Below are 15,747 nucleotides of genomic sequence, written 5' to 3'. Positions count from 1 at the left end.
GAATTTCGGACATGAAACTTGCAACGTTAAAAGACTCCACGCGGGACGGCCGGCTCGTCGTCGTTTCCCGCGACCTGACCCGCTGTTCCGAGGTCGGTCATATCGCCCGCACATTGCAGGCAGCACTCGATGACTGGGAGCATGTGGCTCCGAGGCTCGCGCTCATTGCTGAAGGCGTCGAGACCGGCGCCCAGCCGACGATCCGGTTTCACGAACATGACGCTACGTCACCTCTGCCGCGGGCCTATCAATGGGCCGATGGTTCCGCTTACGTCAACCATGTCGAACTGGTGCGCAAGGCGCGCGGTGCCGAGATGCCGGCGAGCTTCTGGACCGATCCGCTGATCTATCAGGGCGGGTCGGACGCTTTCCTGGCACCACGCGACCCGATCTTGGCGGCCGACGAGGCTTATGGGGTCGACATGGAGGGCGAGGTCGCCATCATCACCGGCGACGTTCCCATGGGTTGCAGCCCGCAGGCGGCGGGCGACGCCATCCGTCTGGTGATGCTTGTCAACGACGTGTCGCTGCGCGGTCTGATCCCGGACGAGCTGGCGAAAGGATTTGGTTTCTTCCAGTCGAAGCCGGCATCGGCATTTTCTCCGGTCGCCGTGACGCCGGACGAGCTCGGAGATGCCTGGGACGGTGGCAAGCTGCATCTTCCGCTGCTCGTGAGCCTGAACGGAAGGCCATTCGGCAAGGCGAACGCCGGCATCGACATGACGTTCGATTTTGGCCAACTGATCGCCCATGCCGCCAAAACCCGTAACCTCCTGGCCGGAACGATCATCGGCTCGGGAACAGTGTCAAACAAGCTGGACGGCGGCCCCGGCAAGCCGGTGGAAGGGGGAGGAGACGGCTACTCCTGCATCGCCGAACTCAGGATGATCGAGACGATCGAGACCGGATCGCCGAAGACCGCCTTCATGCAGTTCGGGGATCAGGTCCGCATCGAGATGAAGGATCATGCCGGCCATTCGATTTTCGGGGCGATCGAGCAGACGGTCGAAAAATATAGCGGAGCCGGGCCGCAATGAACGAGGTCGTCCTTTACGACTACTGGCGATCATCGGCGAGCTATCGCGTCCGCATCGCGCTCAATCTCCTGGGCATCGATTACAAGACCGTGTCCATCAACCTGTTGGAGGGCGCACACAAGACTCCGGACTATCTGGCCCTCAACCCGCAGGGGCTTGTGCCGACATTGGTGATCGACGGGAAAACACTGACGCAGTCGCTGGCGATCGTCGAATATCTCGCTGAGACCAGGCCGGAATGCGGATTGCTGCCATCTGACATTGCCGATCGCCAGAAAGTCCGCGCTCTCGCATATGCGGTCGCCATGGACATCCATCCGATCTGCAACCTGCATGTCGTGTCGCACCTGATGACCATGACGGAGAAGCGCGATGCCCGCGAGGAATGGATGAAGCATTTCATCACCGACGGACTGCGCAAACTGGAAGCGATGATCGGCAAAGCCGATGGCGCGTTCAGCTTTGGAGATACGCCGACGATGGCGGATCTCTGTCTGGTTCCCCAGGTCTACAACGCCCGCCGCTGGGGCGTTGATATGGCCGCTTTCAGGCGCATCGCCGATATCGACACCAGATGCGCCGACCTGCCGGCCTTCCAGGCGGCGCATCCCGATCGTGTGAAACCGTAACGGCAGAGCCGGACCCGGACCCGGGACGAAATTCGAAGCACGTCCCCTTCTTCCTGCGGCTCTCGCATCAATGGCCGGCATATACCGGGTCGCGTGTTTCATGAGGAGCGTCTATGCCGACGAGATCTCCTTGTCGGGACCTTGGTCGACAAAGACGTCATCTTAAAGCAAAAGGCGGCCTTCGCCCAACGCTGGCCGGAGCGCATATACAGCGTCAAACCCGGCTCCGTGACTGCCAGCTGCGCCGGAAAATGCGAAATGTCAGGAATTGTCGAGTGGTTTGCCCGAAATCGGGATACGGATAGGACGTCCTCCGGGATGGCGGAGTTCTCTTTCGTGTGGAACACGGCCTCGCTGCAGATCGAGTCCGAAACCGGAAAGGTGATCGCCACGGACAAAGGAGCCAAAGCGCCGGATCGGTCGACCCATCAGTGGATAGGACTGGACGATATCTGCCGCGGCAACACCGATCGCTACGGCACCGAGACGGAGCGAGCCTGCAAACGGCGCGATCAGATCAGTCCACTGCTCGATCGCGTTGACTGGTGCTATGGCCATGAGGATGAACCCGAGAGCGATAAGATGTGGCACAAATGCGATGCCAATTCCTATCGGTATGAAGAGTAAGCATCGCCGGTCCGCGGGCGAGGTGCGGCAGCTCAAGGCACGCTGCGCGACGTGTCCCAGGTTGGCCTATCCGCGATCACGCTGAAGAGGTTCCATGAAGATCGTCCAGAACAGCTCCGCGCCGCCCTCAGGCGTCAGCTTGCTTTCGGCATTGCTTCCTTTTCCGATCCGCATTCCCGTGCTTCGAAGGAAGAGTGACTGGTCGTCGTACTCGACGTGCAGCATCTCGTTGAAGGAGTTGCTGGATGACGTCTCGCCTTCGGAATAGGCGATGCCATCGATAAAACCTCGGTCACCTCCGACGAACACCGTGCATCTGCTAAGTGCTCTCCCGTTACGATAGGCCGAGGCCGTGAAGCGGCTGGCGTCGATGCGCCGAAAATCGCCCTCGACCCCCTCGTTCCGCATCTGCAGCTCCTGCAGCGAGTTCTCGAAAAACTTGACGATGTATTCGAAGCTGTCGCCCTTGAACCGGTCACGGTCGCGGTCGGTGAAGGTCTTGGTCATACGGAGGTTGCTCGACCGAGGTCCTCCGAAGATGGTCTCTGCCATCGATCGTGATGTCGGCAAGGGCGAAGCGTGATCGCGCCTCGATGCGGGCGTCGCGCTTGGCGAGCTGATCCGCCCGACCGCAGCGCGGACTGCTTTCGCGACCTCGAGGAAGGCTTGATCGCGGTCGACCGCCTGCGTGATCGGACGGCCGTCCGGCGGAGTGGCATTCAACTTGCCGAATGGCGCTCCATGCCAGTCGCAGGCCCGGAGGATTACAGGAATGACGACCGCACTGCCGGCCTCGTGACGTTCCATGGCGACTGTCATCTCCCGGTCGTAGCAGTAGTCCGAATTGATGAAATCGGGACTGACGAGCAGCAGGATAATGTCGGCGGCCATCAGGTTGTCGCTGATGGCCTTGTCGATTTCTTCGCCAGCTCCGATCCGTCTGTCGTGCCATGTCTCGATCACGCCTTGCCGCTTCAGGATCGAGAGTTGTCTTTCGAGCTGGTCCCGAAGCTCTTCGTCTGCATGGGAATAGGAGAAAAACACGCTTGCCATTCTTCACTCCAACTATTGCAATGGCCGACCACGCTCAGGGACGAGTACGTGGCTGATCGAGGTCAGGCGACGCGGGCAGCCCAAGCTCTCGTCGCGCCGCCGCGAACTGCATGTCGAGAAGCTCCAGGAGACGCTCGCCGAGTGCTCTCGTTTCGCGATCCGCATCGGACCAACGGTAGATCGTCTGGTCGCGTAGCGAGAGGACCGCGAAGTCGTCCGGCCGATCTTCCTCAGGGCAGCGGGCCGCGACCGAGCTCAGTGCCGCAAGCACGAGATGCGGGCTCAGATCATGCTGCGTGTTCCACAGATGGACTGCGGTCCGACGTCCACCGATCTCCAGGAGAAAGTCCGGAACGAACTCCAGCTTGAACAGGCCGGCGGGACTGGTAAAGGAGACCGGTTGGCAGGAAGCCATCTCGCCAGGGTGGCGCGACTTCCACTCGAAGAATTGTTCTAAGGCTCGTCGGGCCGAATTCCGCTCAGGTTCGCGCGCAATCTGTTGCGTGGATGCAAGGGCGGCGTCCGGCGACAGGCCGTCGAAGGAAACCTGCTGGACGCGGTGGCGAAAGCTTTTGTGGAAGTCGTAGCCGCCGGAGCTCGGACCGCATCGCTGCCGGACGATCGATCGCTGGGGACGAGGGTTGCTGTTTATGATCTTGAGAAATGCGGAGAAGCCTATTTTCGGAACTGACATGCTAGGACCTTTTAATAGAATGCGGTCGCTTCTGACAGCGGCCCGCACCGTGGGGGACTGCACTGCAGACGAAATCAAACGCCGCTCTTGCGGCTGGCATTCCCTCCCTTGGCTCGCATCGCGATCGTTTCCTGCCACTTCGACATCGTTATGTTTCCGCGGCAGATCCGCGGCGGAACACCGGTCACCATCGCCAACATCTTCGGTTCGTGCCGGTACCGATAGGAAAGGTGAGGGGGCGCGAGGAAATGCCGGGCAAACATGTCTGCCTGGTCTTCGGTGCTTTCGGTTGCCTTCATTCCCCGGATGGCCTGGACGGCGCCTCTGGGATCACTGTGCATAGATACGTCTTTTTCTCGATGAAGGAGAAAGTGCCCGAGTTCGTGCGCGAGGACGAACCTTGCCTCGAAATCTCCGTCGCACGCCGCGACGTAAACAGACTGCCGGACAGTGATCCGGCTCTTCAGAGGCTCGGCTAAAGCGTCCTCCTTCATCTCGGCGTCGCGAGCGATCACCAGCCGGAAGTCGGGAAACCTCTGAACGAGCTTGAACTCGATGATGTCGACGATGTCGACGAGTTCGACATGTTGCATGTCGAACTCGTCCCGATATCGGAGGGCCACCGTCATCATCTTCGGGGTGGTCAGTCCCGTGGAAGTGTAGTGATCTTTTGCCATGACTCGCGATACCTCGTTAGGTCGACGACAGGTGCTGAGCGAAGCCCATCTGGCGTCTCGGCGTTCTCGCTCGCCGCCTTCCTGCGTTCGTTACGGAGCATTTTGGGGAAAGCGTCGATATCGATACCGAAGAACTCGCAGAGCGTTTCGCGTTCGATATCCGTCAACGCCTCGACGCCCTGTTCCACATCGCTGAGTTTTGCGATGTCGATCCCTGTCTTTTCGGCCAGCTCTCGAAAATACCAGCGGCAAGCCTGACGCTTGCACCGAACGAGCTCGCCAAAATTTCGCAACGCGGCCGTCAGGCCGACGTCTTCAATGTCGGTCATTTATCACCTCTATAGGATTCGAGCATGCGTTAGAGGCGCCTGCACGAGGCGCCTCTGCCGCTTACTTGCGGCGGCTGGGCTCGCCTTGGGTGTCGCCACGGCCGGGCTTCGGGATACGTTCGACGGTCGTCGTGGTAGGACGTGCCTCGGCTTGCTTCACGGTAATGAAGCGGCCCGATCCGGAATCTCTTCCGACGTCGATTGTCTTGCGTGTGGTCATATCCAAGTTCCTTTTCGAACTGTGGGTAAGAATGCGACCAACCTCGACAGAGAGCCCCGAATCCTCCTATAGTGCTTTTGTAAACGGCGGAGAGCTTCGGTTCGACTGCCATGCGAATGTCGAATTCGTTATTCGCAAAATGTCGTGACCGAGACTGCAATCTCGGTTACGGCATCGCGGAGATAAATCTCCAAACTTCCCAGTAAGTTACCCTCCTTTCCTCTCTACTGATTCGCGCCCTGAGGCTACGATATTGCCCCGAAAAAGGGAAGTGAAAATCGATAAAAATCTCTTAAATTTCAGTGCCGTATGGCGTTTTTCTTATGCGTCGCTTGATCGCGGCGTGAAACGGAAGAGCCGCGCGCTGCTGCGCGCTCTCCAGGTAAATCCGGCGAGCAGGCTGGGCGACCGAGAACGGGGTCGCAGAATGCCTGTCTTTCATCCCGAAGCTCCAGCCGCTTTCGCGCCTGGAGCCAACTTTGTTCGGGGCTTCATGATCGCCGGTTGCAAGCGCGGGCAAATTGGCCGTTTGGTGCAATCGGCAGATGCAAAATGTCCGTTTTCCCTTTCATTTCTGAGCAGACCTATGTGCGCGTGACGCGTTAGAAAACACGCCTCCTCAGCTGCACCCGCTCGTAGCACCGCACGTGTCGCACTTCTCGCAGGTGCCATTCCGCACCATCGTGAAGTTCTGGCACTCTGAGCACATGTTGCCGGTATAGCCCTGCATGATCGAGCGCTGGCGGCGTTCGGCTTCACGCTTTTTGGCTTCGGATTTCGCCGTTGCCGCGTCTGCCGCCGCCTTGTCGGAGAACAACGCCGTTGCGTCGCTGGTGAGTTCCTCGGTCACCTCTTCGGCGATCTCTTCCGCCAATTCCTTGGCGCGCTCCTCGTAATCGCGCTTGAAGGCAACGATTTCGGAGGTGGCGATGGCGACCGTCGGCTCCAGCTTGCGGGCAGCCGCGCCTGCAAAGGCAGTCACGGTGCCGGTGGAGGCGGCGCGGGCAGGGGCGGCGGTGGCCGCACCCTTGGGTTCGCCTGCCTGGCGTTCGCCGCCGGTGCCGGACACCAGCGTCGGCTTGTAGCCGCGGGTCCAGCCGGTGGAGAGCAGGTTGGTCTTGCCTTCCTGAATGCCCTTGCCGAGCGCCGTGTTCGAGAAGTCGGACGTATCGACATGCGCCAGGTCGTGGCGGCCGAGATAGGAGACGGCAAGCTCGCGGAAGACATAGTCGAGGATCGAGGTGGCGTTCTTGATCGCGTCATTGCCGATGACCATGCCGGCCGGCTCGAACTTGGTGAAGGTGAAGGCCTCGACATATTCCTCGAGCGGCACGCCATATTGCAGGCCGAGCGAGATGGCGATGGCGAAATTGTTCATCATCGCACGGAAGGCAGCGCCTTCCTTGTGCATGTCGATGAAGATCTCGCCGATGCGGCCGTCGCCGAATTCGCCGGTGCGCAGATAGACCTTGTGTCCGCCAACGGCGGCCTTCTGGGTATAGCCCTGGCGGCGGTTCGGCAGCTTCTCGCGTTCGCGCGAAACTCGTTCGATCACCCGCTCGATGATCTTCTCGGTGACGGTAACGGCCTGGGCGGCCAGCGGCGCCTGCAGCAGTTCCTCCAGCGCATCCTCGTCGTCTTCGTCCTCGATCAGCGAGGAATTGAGCGGCTGCGACAGCTTCGAGCCATCGCGATAGAGAGCGTTGGCCTTGAGGCCAAGCTTCCAGGAGAGCATGTAGGCGTTCTTGCAATCCTCGACAGTCGCCTCGTTCGGCATGTTGATCGTCTTGGAAATCGCGCCTGAGATGAACGGCTGGGCAGCCGCCATCATCCGGATATGGCTTTCCACCGAGAGGTAGCGCTTGCCGATCTTGCCGCAGGGATTGGCGCAATCGAACACCGGCAGGTGTTCGGCCTTCAGGAAGGGTGCGCCTTCCAACGTCATCGCACCGCAGACATGGATGTTGGCGGCTTCGATGTCCTTCTTCGAGAAGCCGATATGGTCGAGCAGGCTGAAGCTCATGTCGCCGAGCTGTTCGTCGGAAACCTTCAGCGTCTCCTTCAGGAAGTCGGCGCCGAGCGTCCACTGGTTGAAGACGAACTTGATGTCGAAGGCGCTCTTCAGCGCGGCGTTGACGGCTTCGACCTTCTCGTCGGTGAAGCCCTTGGACTTCAGCGACGACGGATTGACGGCCGGCGCCTGGTTCAGGTTGCCGTGGCCGACGGCATAGGCCTCGATCTCGGCGATCTGGCTTTCCGAATAGCCGAGTGTGCGCAGCGCGTCGGGCACGGCGCGGTTGATGATCTTGAAATAGCCGCCGCCGGCGAGCTTCTTGAACTTGACGAGGGCGAAGTCGGGCTCGATGCCTGTGGTGTCGCAATCCATGACGAGACCGATCGTGCCCGTGGGCGCGATGACCGAGACCTGGGCATTGCGGTAGCCATGCTGTTCACCAAGCTCGAGCGCCTTGTCCCAGGCCGATTTGGCGTGGGCGACGAGATCCTGGTCCGGGTTTTCCGAATGGATCAGCGCGACCGGGTTGATCGACAGCGCCTCATAGCCGGAGTTCTCGCCATGCGCGGCACGGCGATGGTTGCGAATGACCTTGAGCATGCTCTCGCGGTTCGGCGCGAAGTTCGGGAACGGGCCGAGCTCGGCAGCCATTTCGGCCGAGGTCGCATAGCAGATGCCGGTCATGATCGCGGTTAGTGAGCCTGCAATGGCGCGGGCTTCAGTGGAGTCGTAGGGAATGCCTGATGACATCAGCAGGCCGCCGATATTGGCGTAGCCGAGGCCCAGCGTGCGGTATTCGTAGGAGAGTTCGGCGATGCGCTTGGACGGGAACTGCGCCATCATCACCGAGACTTCGAGCACGACGGTCCAAAGGCGAACCGCATGTTCGTAATCGGCGATGTTGATGCGCTTGGTGGCCTTGTCCTTGAACTGCAGCAGGTTCAGCGAGGCAAGGTTGCAGGCCGTATCGTCGAGGAACATGTATTCCGAGCACGGGTTCGAGCCGCGGATCGGGCCGCCGGCTGGCGAAGTGTGCCAGTCGTTCATCGTCGTGTTGAAGTGGATGCCCGGATCGGCCGAAGCCCAGGCGGCATAGGAAATGGTTTCCCAGAGATCGCGGGCCTTCAGCGTCTTCATCACCCGGCCGTCCTTGCGGGCGGTCAGGTTCCATTCGCCATCATTCTCGACGGCGCGCAGGAAGTCGTCCTTGATCGAGACGGAATTGTTGGAGTTCTGGCCGGATACCGTGAGGTAGGCTTCCGAATCCCAATCCGTGTCGTAGGTCTTGAATTGGAGATCCTTGTAGCCCTGGCGGGCGAACTGGATGACGCGCTGGACGTAGTTTTCCGGAACCTGGTCCTTCTTGGCGGCGCGGATTTCGCGCTTCAGGGCCGGGTTCTTGTTGGGATCGTAGCAATCGCCGTTGTCGCCGCCTTCGCAGTTGAAGCAGGCCTTCATGATCGCCTTCAGATGCTTGGCGACGACCTTGGAGCCGGTGACGAGAGCGGCAACCTTCTGCTCTTCCTTGACCTTCCAGTTGATGTATTCCTCGATATCGGGATGGTCGATGTCGACGACCACCATCTTGGCGGCGCGGCGCGTCGTGCCGCCCGATTTGATCGCGCCGGCGGCACGGTCGCCGATCTTCAGGAAGCTCATCAGGCCGGAGGAGCGGCCGCCGCCCGAAAGCTTTTCGCCTTCGCCGCGCAGCATCGAGAAGTTGGAGCCGGTGCCGGAGCCGTATTTGAACAGGCGCGCTTCACGCACCCAGAGGTCCATGATGCCGCCTTCGTTGACGAGATCGTCCTCGACAGACTGGATGAAGCAGGCATGCGGCTGCGGGTGTTCGTAGGCCGACTTGGACTTGGTTAGCTTGCCGGTGAAGGGATCGACGTAGAAATGGCCCTGGCCGGGACCATCGATGCCGTAGGCCCAGTGCAGGCCGGTGTTGAACCACTGCGGCGAGTTCGGGGCGACGCGCTGGGTGGCGAGCATATAGGCAAGCTCGTCCTTGAAGGCCGAGGCATCTTCCTCGGAGGAGAAATAGCCGCCCTTCCAGCCCCAATAGGTCCAGGTGCCCGCAAGACGGTCGAAGACCTGGCGCGCATCGATTTCGGAGCCGGTCTGCTCATCCTTGGACAGGGTCTTCAGCGCAGCATCGTCGGGAACGGAGCGCCACAGGAAGGACGGAACGTCATTTTCCTCGACCTTCTTCAACCGGGTGGGAACGCCGGCCTTGCGGAAATACTTCTGCGCCAGAACGTCGGTCGCGACCTGGGAGAACTGCGCGGGAACGTCGATATTCTCGAGGCGGAACACGACCGAACCATCGGGGTTCTTGATCTCGCTCGTCGCCTTGCGGAATTCGATATCCGCATAGGCGCCTTGGCCGGCCTTCGTGAAACGACGTTCGATGCGCATGGTCTTGACCTCGTGTTGGCGCCTGGTCCCCGCGACCGAGGCGCAAAATTCCTATCCGGCGGCACTTTGTCGTCGTGCAGCCAGTCTCGTTTCCGTATTGTGACAGGGGTGTCATCCGGAGATGTCCTTCCTGTATCTTGTGGTGATGGTGGCTGCAAACACTAAATATAGTATTAACAGCTTATTATCGCCAGCCCCGATGTCACTTTTTTTGGAGGCTGAAAACCGCGCAAAAATCCTGTCGGGCCTGAACCGTTTTCGGTCCATCGCCCTGATTCCGCGTCCTAATTTTCAAAAGGGAACCGGGCTCGTTACCTCCGGTCCTGTCGCCGCCGCAACATCAGGATCAGTAAAGTTTGAAACAGCTGATTCCGTCAAGGGCTGGCTTTTAATTGATTGCTAACCACAACATGTTGTGGATGCGCCTGTGGAGATTGGGGAAAGCCGGGGAGCGCTGAAATTACAATGGCTTGCAGGCGTTGCCGGCTAAGGAAAACCTTAGAATGGCAAAAAAGCGTCCTGCGACAAATCTTATGATGGCATTTCCGGCGCAAATGGGCATGCCGATTCGCCGGTGAAATCAGCGCTCCTAAAGCGCGTCCTTATCGCAAAACCGCAAACTTTTGCACGACATGCTGTTAGAGCGCATCGATGGCGATGGTTACGATGGCGACGCCGATCGGCCTGTTCTCTTTGTCCATGACGACGAAGCTCGCCTGCGTCTCGAGATTTTGGCTGGATTCGTTGCGTTCCGCCCGGTCGATGAAGATCTCGCGGGAGCCGTTGGCGAAGGTTCTGAGGTATTTCTCCTCGTCGCCCTGCCAATAGTCGGCGGTGATGGTGCTCTGCCCGACATTCAGCCCGTGGCTGTCGGTGACGAAAAATTCGAGAATCGCGCCCTGCGAGGCGTCCTGCTTTTCCCTCAGGTAATGCGACACGGATTTGTCGAGCAGCAGCTTGACCATCTGCAGGTGGTGCTGATCGACCTCAGACCGGTAGGTCTCGTCGAGCACCCGCATATCCATTTCGCTGACATTGCCGAATTTTGCGTTCTGCTCGGCAATGGCTTTCAGCACCAACGGCGTTTCCACAATTGGCCGGACCCGCTTCTCGACATAGTCGCGCACGAGGGGAATATAGGCAGGTTCAGCGCGGACAGGCGCCAGCGGCAACAGAAAGGCCGCCAGCCCGACGGTCACAACCGCTCTTATATGCCCCCACCGTGCCATCTTGTTTCCTTGTACCGTATCGATCGTTGCACGCTTTAAGCGCAATTTGATACGATTCGCACGCCCTTCAGCGCCGCGGTCTTTCGAGAGCCGCAAAGGACGCTGCATCAATTTGAATTGCTGCATAATTTCATCCTTGAATCGATTCCGATAGAAGGAATTAGGCAGCAGTCTATAAGCAAAAGATAAAATAGATGTGCAGATCCCGATAGCGGATTCAGGAAACCTCGCCGACAAAATCTGGAACAATTTCAAGTAGTAAATGCGAAGGTTGCGCGTTTTGATCGGTGGTGATCAGCCCGCGCTCTTGGCGATCGGCTCCTGATAGGTGAAGCCCATGTCCCAGGGGAAGTAGATCCAGGTATCCTGGCTGACCTCGGTGATGAAGGTGTCGACGGTCGGCACGCCCTTCGGCTTGGCGTAGACGCAGGCGAAATGTGCTCTCGGCAGCATGGTGCGCACCTGTGCGGCGGTCTTGCCCGTATCGGTCAGATCGTCGACGACCAGCACGGTTTCGCCGCCATTCTCCATAAGTTCGGGCGCTATTCCCTTGAGCAGCAGCATGTCGCCCTGGTTCACATAGTCATGATAGGACGCGACGCAGACGGTCTCGATCAGCCGGATGTTCAGCTCGCGCGAGATGATTGCAGCCGGAACGAGGCCGCCGCGGGTGATGCAGACGATCGCCTTGAACGTCTGATTCAAGCCGGCAAGCCGCCAGGCAAGGGCGCGCGCATCGCGGTGGAACTGATCCCAGGAAACGGGAAAGGCTTTATCGGGAAGGGACATCGGGCTGCTCTCCGCGGCATGAAAAAACGACACGCCGTTTGCCGGCGACCGGATGGGCTTGAAGCGGCGATTGGCAAAACGCAAATCGCGCAGCCGGAACTGCGCGAGATGGGGCCGAGGCTCGAAGCTGTCATCGGTCGCCGCAATTAGCGGGATTTGCCGGCAAAAGGCAAGAGCAGCCAATCAACGCGACAACAGCGTCAGCGCCGTCATCGATTGCAGCAAGGTCTTCGTTGTGCCGCCGAAGATCATCTGCCAGAGCCACGAATGCGTATAGGCGCCCATGACGAGAAGATCGATGCTGCTGTCCGAAAGCCGGTTCTCGATGACATGCGATGCGCTCTTATCCACACTCTGGGCCGTCGAAAGCGTCGTCTTCACGCCATGACGCGCAAGCGTCGCGGCGATGTCGGCGCCAGCGGTCAGCGGCGATTGCAGCGCCGTGTCGGTCGGATCGACCGAAAAGATCTCCACCTCGTCGGCGGCTTTGAGGATCGGCAGTGCGTCGAAGGTTGCGCGCGCCGCCTCTTTCGAGCCGTTCCAGGCGATCAGCACGCGCTTGATCGGCTTCGGCTGGCGAATGATATAGGGGATCATCAGCACCGGCCGGCCGGTTTCGAAAAGGAAACTGTCGACGTCGACGTGGCTGTCGGAAGGTCTGGCCGGATCAGCCTGCGATGCGATCAGGAGATCGGCGCTGCGCGCACTTTCGATCAGCGGTGCGGAGCCGTATCCGGTTGATGTGGCAAAGCTGCGCCATTCGAAGGAGGCGCCAGCCGCCTCCGCTTTCGCCTTGAAGATGCGCTCGACGGCAATCGTTTCGCTATGCGCCATATCCTGCAGCGCCTGCACGGCAACGGGATCGGGGATTTCCATCGGCGCGACCAGCGGCACGGCGGAAATGATTTCGGCATGCAGGCCGATCACATGGGCGCCGCTTTCAGCAGCGATGGCAAAGGCGAAATCGGCAACCGCGGTACTATTGTCGGATGTATCGAGAATGGCGAGAATGGTTTTGTAAGACATATCAATTCTCCTTGCGCTGAAATGACTTGCGCGAGGGAAGGAATGCGCCGGACCGTTCTCCTGTTCCTTGATCGGGATCAAGGATGGCGTCCAGTTCCGGCGTCGCCCTCAAGCCTCGGCGGAATGGTTTTCGGCGATGTCCTTCCTTTGGCGGATGGCGTCGATCATCGCCTGCACCTCGGCGCCGGCAGCATCGATTGCCGCCTGCGAGCGGCCGCGTACGACGATCTCGGTCGAAAATTTCTGGCCGATATAGCGCGGGTAGGAACCGATGCTGGTTTCCGGATGTGCCTTCTGGATCGCGGTCAGCGGCGTGCCGATCTCGCCTTCACCGTAAGGGCAGGCGATGGCGAGCGAGAGCACCGGCGTGCCGATTCGAAGCATCGGCAGCACATTGTCGACCATCGCCTGGAAGACCTGCGGCACGCCGGCCATGACATGGACGTTGCCGATGATGAAGCCTGGCGCGGTCGAGACTGGATTGGCGATATGCACAGCCCCTCGCGGCATGCGCGCCATGCGCTGGCGCGCCTCGGTGAATTCCATCTCGCGGCGGCGGTACATCTCGGCAAGCAGCGTCATTGCCGTCTCGTCATATTCGCAGGGCACGCCGAAAGCCTTGGAGATGGCGTCGGCGGTGATGTCGTCATGCGTCGGCCCGATGCCGCCTGAGGTGAAGACGTAGTCATACTTGCCGCGAAGCGCGTTCAGCGCCTCGATGATCGCCTCCTCGTCGTCGGCGACGATGCGCACCTCCTTGAGATCGATGCCGGAAAGCGTCAGCAAATCGGCGAGATGGCCGATATTTTTATCCTTGGTGCGGCCGGAGAGAAGTTCGTCGCCGATGGCGAGCATGGCGGCGGTGACGACGATGTCTTGGCTCATGGGATGTTCCGTGATGTGAGGCTGGGGAATAGGTAGCGCCGTTCGCTCGCTTTGCAAACACCAGAGCATGATGCCGAAAAGTCCAGGCGGTTTTCGGACGACATCATGCGCTAACTCTTTAACTCGGGCGATGCGTCATTTTTGCCGAAATGAAAACCGCAAGCGAATTTTCGTCTCCGGGTGGTGAACACTGAGTTCTTGAGCGCAGGGCTGTGTTCGCCCAGGCGCGCTGATAGAAATCGCGTCGGGCACGAAATTCAACCCGATGTTTCAAGGAAGATAGAAGATGGCGAAGGTTCTCGTCCTTTATTATTCGGCTTACGGCCATATCGAAACCATGGCCTATGCGGTCGCCGAAGGCGCGAAGTCGGCCGGCGCCGAGGTCACCGTCAAGCGCGTTCCGGAACTGGTTCCGGAAGACGTCGCCAAGGCTTCCTATTACAAGGTCGACCAGGCGGCTCCGATCGCCACCGTCGACGAACTGGCGGACTATGACGCGATCATCGTCGGCGCCGGCACCCGCTTCGGCACGGTTGCCTCGCAGATGCGCAATTTCTGGGATCAGACGGGCGGCCTCTGGTTCGCCGGCAAACTCGTCGGCAAGCTCGGTTCGGTCTTCACCTCTTCGGCCACCCAGCACGGCGGCCAGGAATCGACCATTCTCGGCTTCATCCCGACCTTCCTGCACCAGGGCATGGTCGTTGCCGGCCTGCCTTATGCCTTCCAGGGCCAGATGGGCACCGAAGAAGTCAAGGGCGGCTCGCCTTACGGCGCCTCCACCATCACCAACGGCGACGGCTCGCGCCAGCCTTCCGAGATCGAGCTGGAAGGCGCGAAATACCAGGGCGCCCACGTCGCCAAGCTGGCTGCCAAGCTCGCCTGATCTTTGACGCTGAAATAATGAAGGCGCGGCGGGCATGGGGCTCGCCGCGCCTTTTCTGTTTTTTCCCACGAGAGACTGGCAGCCTTCATCGGCGAGGGCTTTCGGGAGGGAAATGCCTGGCCGATCATTCGTCGGTGCTGCCGGCAAAACAGGCATGATTTTTACACCTCGCGGCTCTTCCCATCGCCCATGACGCAAGATATTGAAAATGCCGCAAGCGGGCGTGGCGAAACTGGTAGACGCAAGGGACTTAAAATCCCTCGGCCTTGGCTGTACGGGTTCGACCCCCGTCGCCCGCACCACCTTCATAATCCTGTTTGAATATGCCTGTATTGAATCTGCTTGTATATTGTGCATAAAAGCAAGTTATCGCTTGACAAAGGAATTTCCGGCGTAACGATTGCGCCGCGACAGTTGAGTAAGGGTTGTCTTGGGGAGTAAGACGATGGTTTACGATTGGAGTGGGACTAAGGTTCGGCGCATCCGCATCTTCAAGACCAGTGTCGCACTTGTTCTGGGGACTGCGATAGCCGCGATACCGCTGTTCTTCTGGGCAATGCATTTGCAGGGTTTCTAGAGCGTCCTTAGCGCGTCTAAGAAGACGCGCTAAGGACGCTCTATTACTTTCGATCTGGACAGATCCCGAATTCGATTTTCGGGATTATGTGCGGTCTGTTCCTGATGGTGATCATCGCTCTGTGAGCGGAAGCGCGTTTGGCGCTTTGGTCTCGCGCCACCTGTTGATCAGCCAGCCTGCCAGCAGCCCGAGGGCTGCGCCCGCCGCCTTGATGCCGGCATCGTGCAGGCGCGGATGGCGTGTTGGTGCGAAATACTGCAGATATTCGATGGCGACTGCACCGGCAATCAGCAGCACCGCCACCATCTTCCACTGTTTCGGATAGGCGAGCGCGAAGGCGAGGCCGACGAGAACATAGGCGCCCCCGCGGTCGGTATCGACCGTCGTGACCGTTTCCGGCCTCAGCCCGATCGGCGAAACCGTGACGAAGAGGATGAGGGCGAGCAGCAGCCAGGCGAGCGGCCTTGCAAATTTGAAGATCATCATGGCTTCATATTAGTGGCTTGGCTTTTCATTGACAGTTAAAATCAGTTCATCTGCCGCCGATTTCGCGATTGACTTAAGAAAGGCTTTCCCGGGAGAGAACCGGAAATGGCCGAAACGGGCTTTCTTTTGCCGGTTGGCCTGTGCCATAGCGGCAGCGGCTACTCATGAGAA

16 protein-coding genes, 1 tRNA gene and 1 pseudogene are annotated in these 15,747 nt (G+C 59.6%); 7 read left to right on the top strand and 11 right to left on the bottom strand.

Annotated elements, in window-relative coordinates:
- The first annotated feature begins 11 nt into the window (after positions 1-11).
- The 3 genes and pseudogenes from GR198_RS08350 to GR198_RS08340 all read left to right on the top strand — a co-directional run.
- Positions 12-1,037: a fumarylacetoacetate hydrolase family protein gene (locus tag GR198_RS08350; protein WP_164068227.1), complete on the top strand. Its 1,026-nt coding sequence runs from the start codon at positions 12-14 to the stop codon at positions 1,035-1,037.
- Complete coding sequence (gene maiA, locus GR198_RS08345) at positions 1,034-1,666, top strand: maleylacetoacetate isomerase (protein ID WP_164068225.1); 633 nt, start codon at positions 1,034-1,036, stop codon at positions 1,664-1,666. Before GR198_RS08350 ends, maiA begins: the two co-directional genes overlap by 4 nt.
- Positions 1,667-1,757: 91 nt before the next feature.
- Positions 1,758-2,293: pseudogene (locus GR198_RS08340) on the top strand (hypothetical protein); the annotation flags it as partial.
- A 66-nt stretch (positions 2,294-2,359) separates the two neighbouring features.
- On the opposite strand, the gene GR198_RS08335 reads toward GR198_RS08340, so the two are convergent.
- The 5 genes from GR198_RS08335 to GR198_RS35315 all read right to left on the bottom strand — a co-directional run bounded on the left by GR198_RS08335 (position 2,360) and on the right by GR198_RS35315 (position 5,266).
- Positions 2,360-3,346 carry a toll/interleukin-1 receptor domain-containing protein gene (locus tag GR198_RS08335; protein ID WP_164068223.1) on the bottom strand — a complete coding sequence of 329 codons (987 nt, stop codon included), beginning with the start codon at positions 3,344-3,346 and terminating at the stop codon, positions 2,360-2,362.
- 34 nt (positions 3,347-3,380) lie between these two features.
- Positions 3,381-4,040: a hypothetical protein gene (locus GR198_RS08330; RefSeq protein WP_131644094.1), complete on the bottom strand. Its 660-nt coding sequence runs from the start codon at positions 4,038-4,040 to the stop codon at positions 3,381-3,383.
- A gap of 74 nt (positions 4,041-4,114) precedes the next feature.
- Positions 4,115-4,717 (bottom strand): ImmA/IrrE family metallo-endopeptidase, encoded by a 603-nt coding sequence (locus GR198_RS08325; RefSeq protein WP_131644093.1) that lies wholly within the window; start codon positions 4,715-4,717, stop codon positions 4,115-4,117.
- On the bottom strand, positions 4,684-5,046 hold the full coding sequence (locus GR198_RS08320; RefSeq protein ID WP_131644092.1) for a helix-turn-helix domain-containing protein: 363 nt from the start codon (positions 5,044-5,046) through the stop codon (positions 4,684-4,686). The genes GR198_RS08325 and GR198_RS08320 overlap by 34 nt, the downstream gene beginning before the upstream one ends.
- A gap of 61 nt (positions 5,047-5,107) precedes the next feature.
- A complete protein-coding gene (locus tag GR198_RS35315; protein WP_165505266.1) occupies positions 5,108-5,266 on the bottom strand; it encodes a hypothetical protein in 159 nt (52 codons plus the stop codon).
- Positions 5,267-5,537: 271 nt separating this feature from the next.
- On the opposite strand from GR198_RS35315, the gene GR198_RS08315 reads away from it, so the two are divergent.
- Positions 5,538-5,864: a hypothetical protein gene (locus GR198_RS08315; protein WP_164068221.1), complete on the top strand. Its 327-nt coding sequence runs from the start codon at positions 5,538-5,540 to the stop codon at positions 5,862-5,864.
- Between the two features lie 21 nt (positions 5,865-5,885).
- On the opposite strand, the gene GR198_RS08310 is transcribed toward GR198_RS08315, so the two are convergent.
- Positions 5,886-9,701, bottom strand: coding sequence for a vitamin B12-dependent ribonucleotide reductase (locus tag GR198_RS08310; protein ID WP_164068219.1), 3,816 nt, complete (start codon positions 9,699-9,701; stop codon positions 5,886-5,888).
- 121 nt (positions 9,702-9,822) lie between these two features.
- Between GR198_RS08310 and GR198_RS08305 the strand changes: the two genes are divergently transcribed.
- Complete coding sequence (locus GR198_RS08305) at positions 9,823-10,104, top strand: hypothetical protein (protein ID WP_155248934.1); 282 nt, start codon at positions 9,823-9,825, stop codon at positions 10,102-10,104.
- Between the two features lie 235 nt (positions 10,105-10,339).
- Here GR198_RS08305 and GR198_RS08300 read toward each other — a convergent pair whose 3' ends face one another.
- The 4 genes from GR198_RS08300 to GR198_RS08285 all read right to left on the bottom strand — a co-directional run bounded on the left by GR198_RS08300 (position 10,340) and on the right by GR198_RS08285 (position 13,630).
- Positions 10,340-10,930, bottom strand: a complete 591-nt coding sequence (locus GR198_RS08300; RefSeq protein ID WP_029873013.1) for a hypothetical protein — start codon at positions 10,928-10,930, stop codon at positions 10,340-10,342.
- Positions 10,931-11,224: 294 nt separating this feature from the next.
- Entirely contained in the window at positions 11,225-11,719 is a 495-nt protein-coding gene (gpt, locus tag GR198_RS08295; RefSeq protein ID WP_029873014.1) for a xanthine phosphoribosyltransferase, read from the bottom strand.
- Positions 11,720-11,902: 183 nt separating this feature from the next.
- On the bottom strand, positions 11,903-12,745 hold the full coding sequence (locus GR198_RS08290) for a universal stress protein (RefSeq protein ID WP_029873015.1): 843 nt from the start codon (positions 12,743-12,745) through the stop codon (positions 11,903-11,905).
- 108 nt (positions 12,746-12,853) lie between these two features.
- Positions 12,854-13,630 (bottom strand): competence/damage-inducible protein A, encoded by a 777-nt coding sequence (locus GR198_RS08285; protein ID WP_164068217.1) that lies wholly within the window; start codon positions 13,628-13,630, stop codon positions 12,854-12,856.
- A 286-nt stretch (positions 13,631-13,916) separates the two neighbouring features.
- Here GR198_RS08285 and wrbA point away from each other — a divergent pair, with 286 nt between their 5' ends.
- Both wrbA and GR198_RS08275 read left to right on the top strand, forming a co-directional pair.
- Complete coding sequence (gene wrbA / locus GR198_RS08280; RefSeq protein WP_003538774.1) at positions 13,917-14,513, top strand: NAD(P)H:quinone oxidoreductase type IV; 597 nt, start codon at positions 13,917-13,919, stop codon at positions 14,511-14,513.
- Between the two features lie 217 nt (positions 14,514-14,730).
- A tRNA-Leu gene (locus tag GR198_RS08275) sits at positions 14,731-14,815 on the top strand.
- A 386-nt stretch (positions 14,816-15,201) separates the two neighbouring features.
- On the opposite strand, the gene GR198_RS08270 is transcribed toward GR198_RS08275, so the two are convergent.
- Positions 15,202-15,576 carry a VanZ family protein gene (locus GR198_RS08270; protein WP_026158643.1) on the bottom strand — a complete coding sequence of 125 codons (375 nt, stop codon included), beginning with the start codon at positions 15,574-15,576 and terminating at the stop codon, positions 15,202-15,204.
- Positions 15,577-15,747: the final 171 nt, after the last annotated feature.

Source organism: Rhizobium leguminosarum (assembly GCF_010668065.1).
In the GTDB taxonomy this organism is placed as follows: domain Bacteria; phylum Pseudomonadota; class Alphaproteobacteria; order Rhizobiales; family Rhizobiaceae; genus Rhizobium; species Rhizobium leguminosarum_S.
Note: the sequence above shows the minus strand (reverse complement) of the source record. Positions and strands in the feature narration are given on the sequence as shown.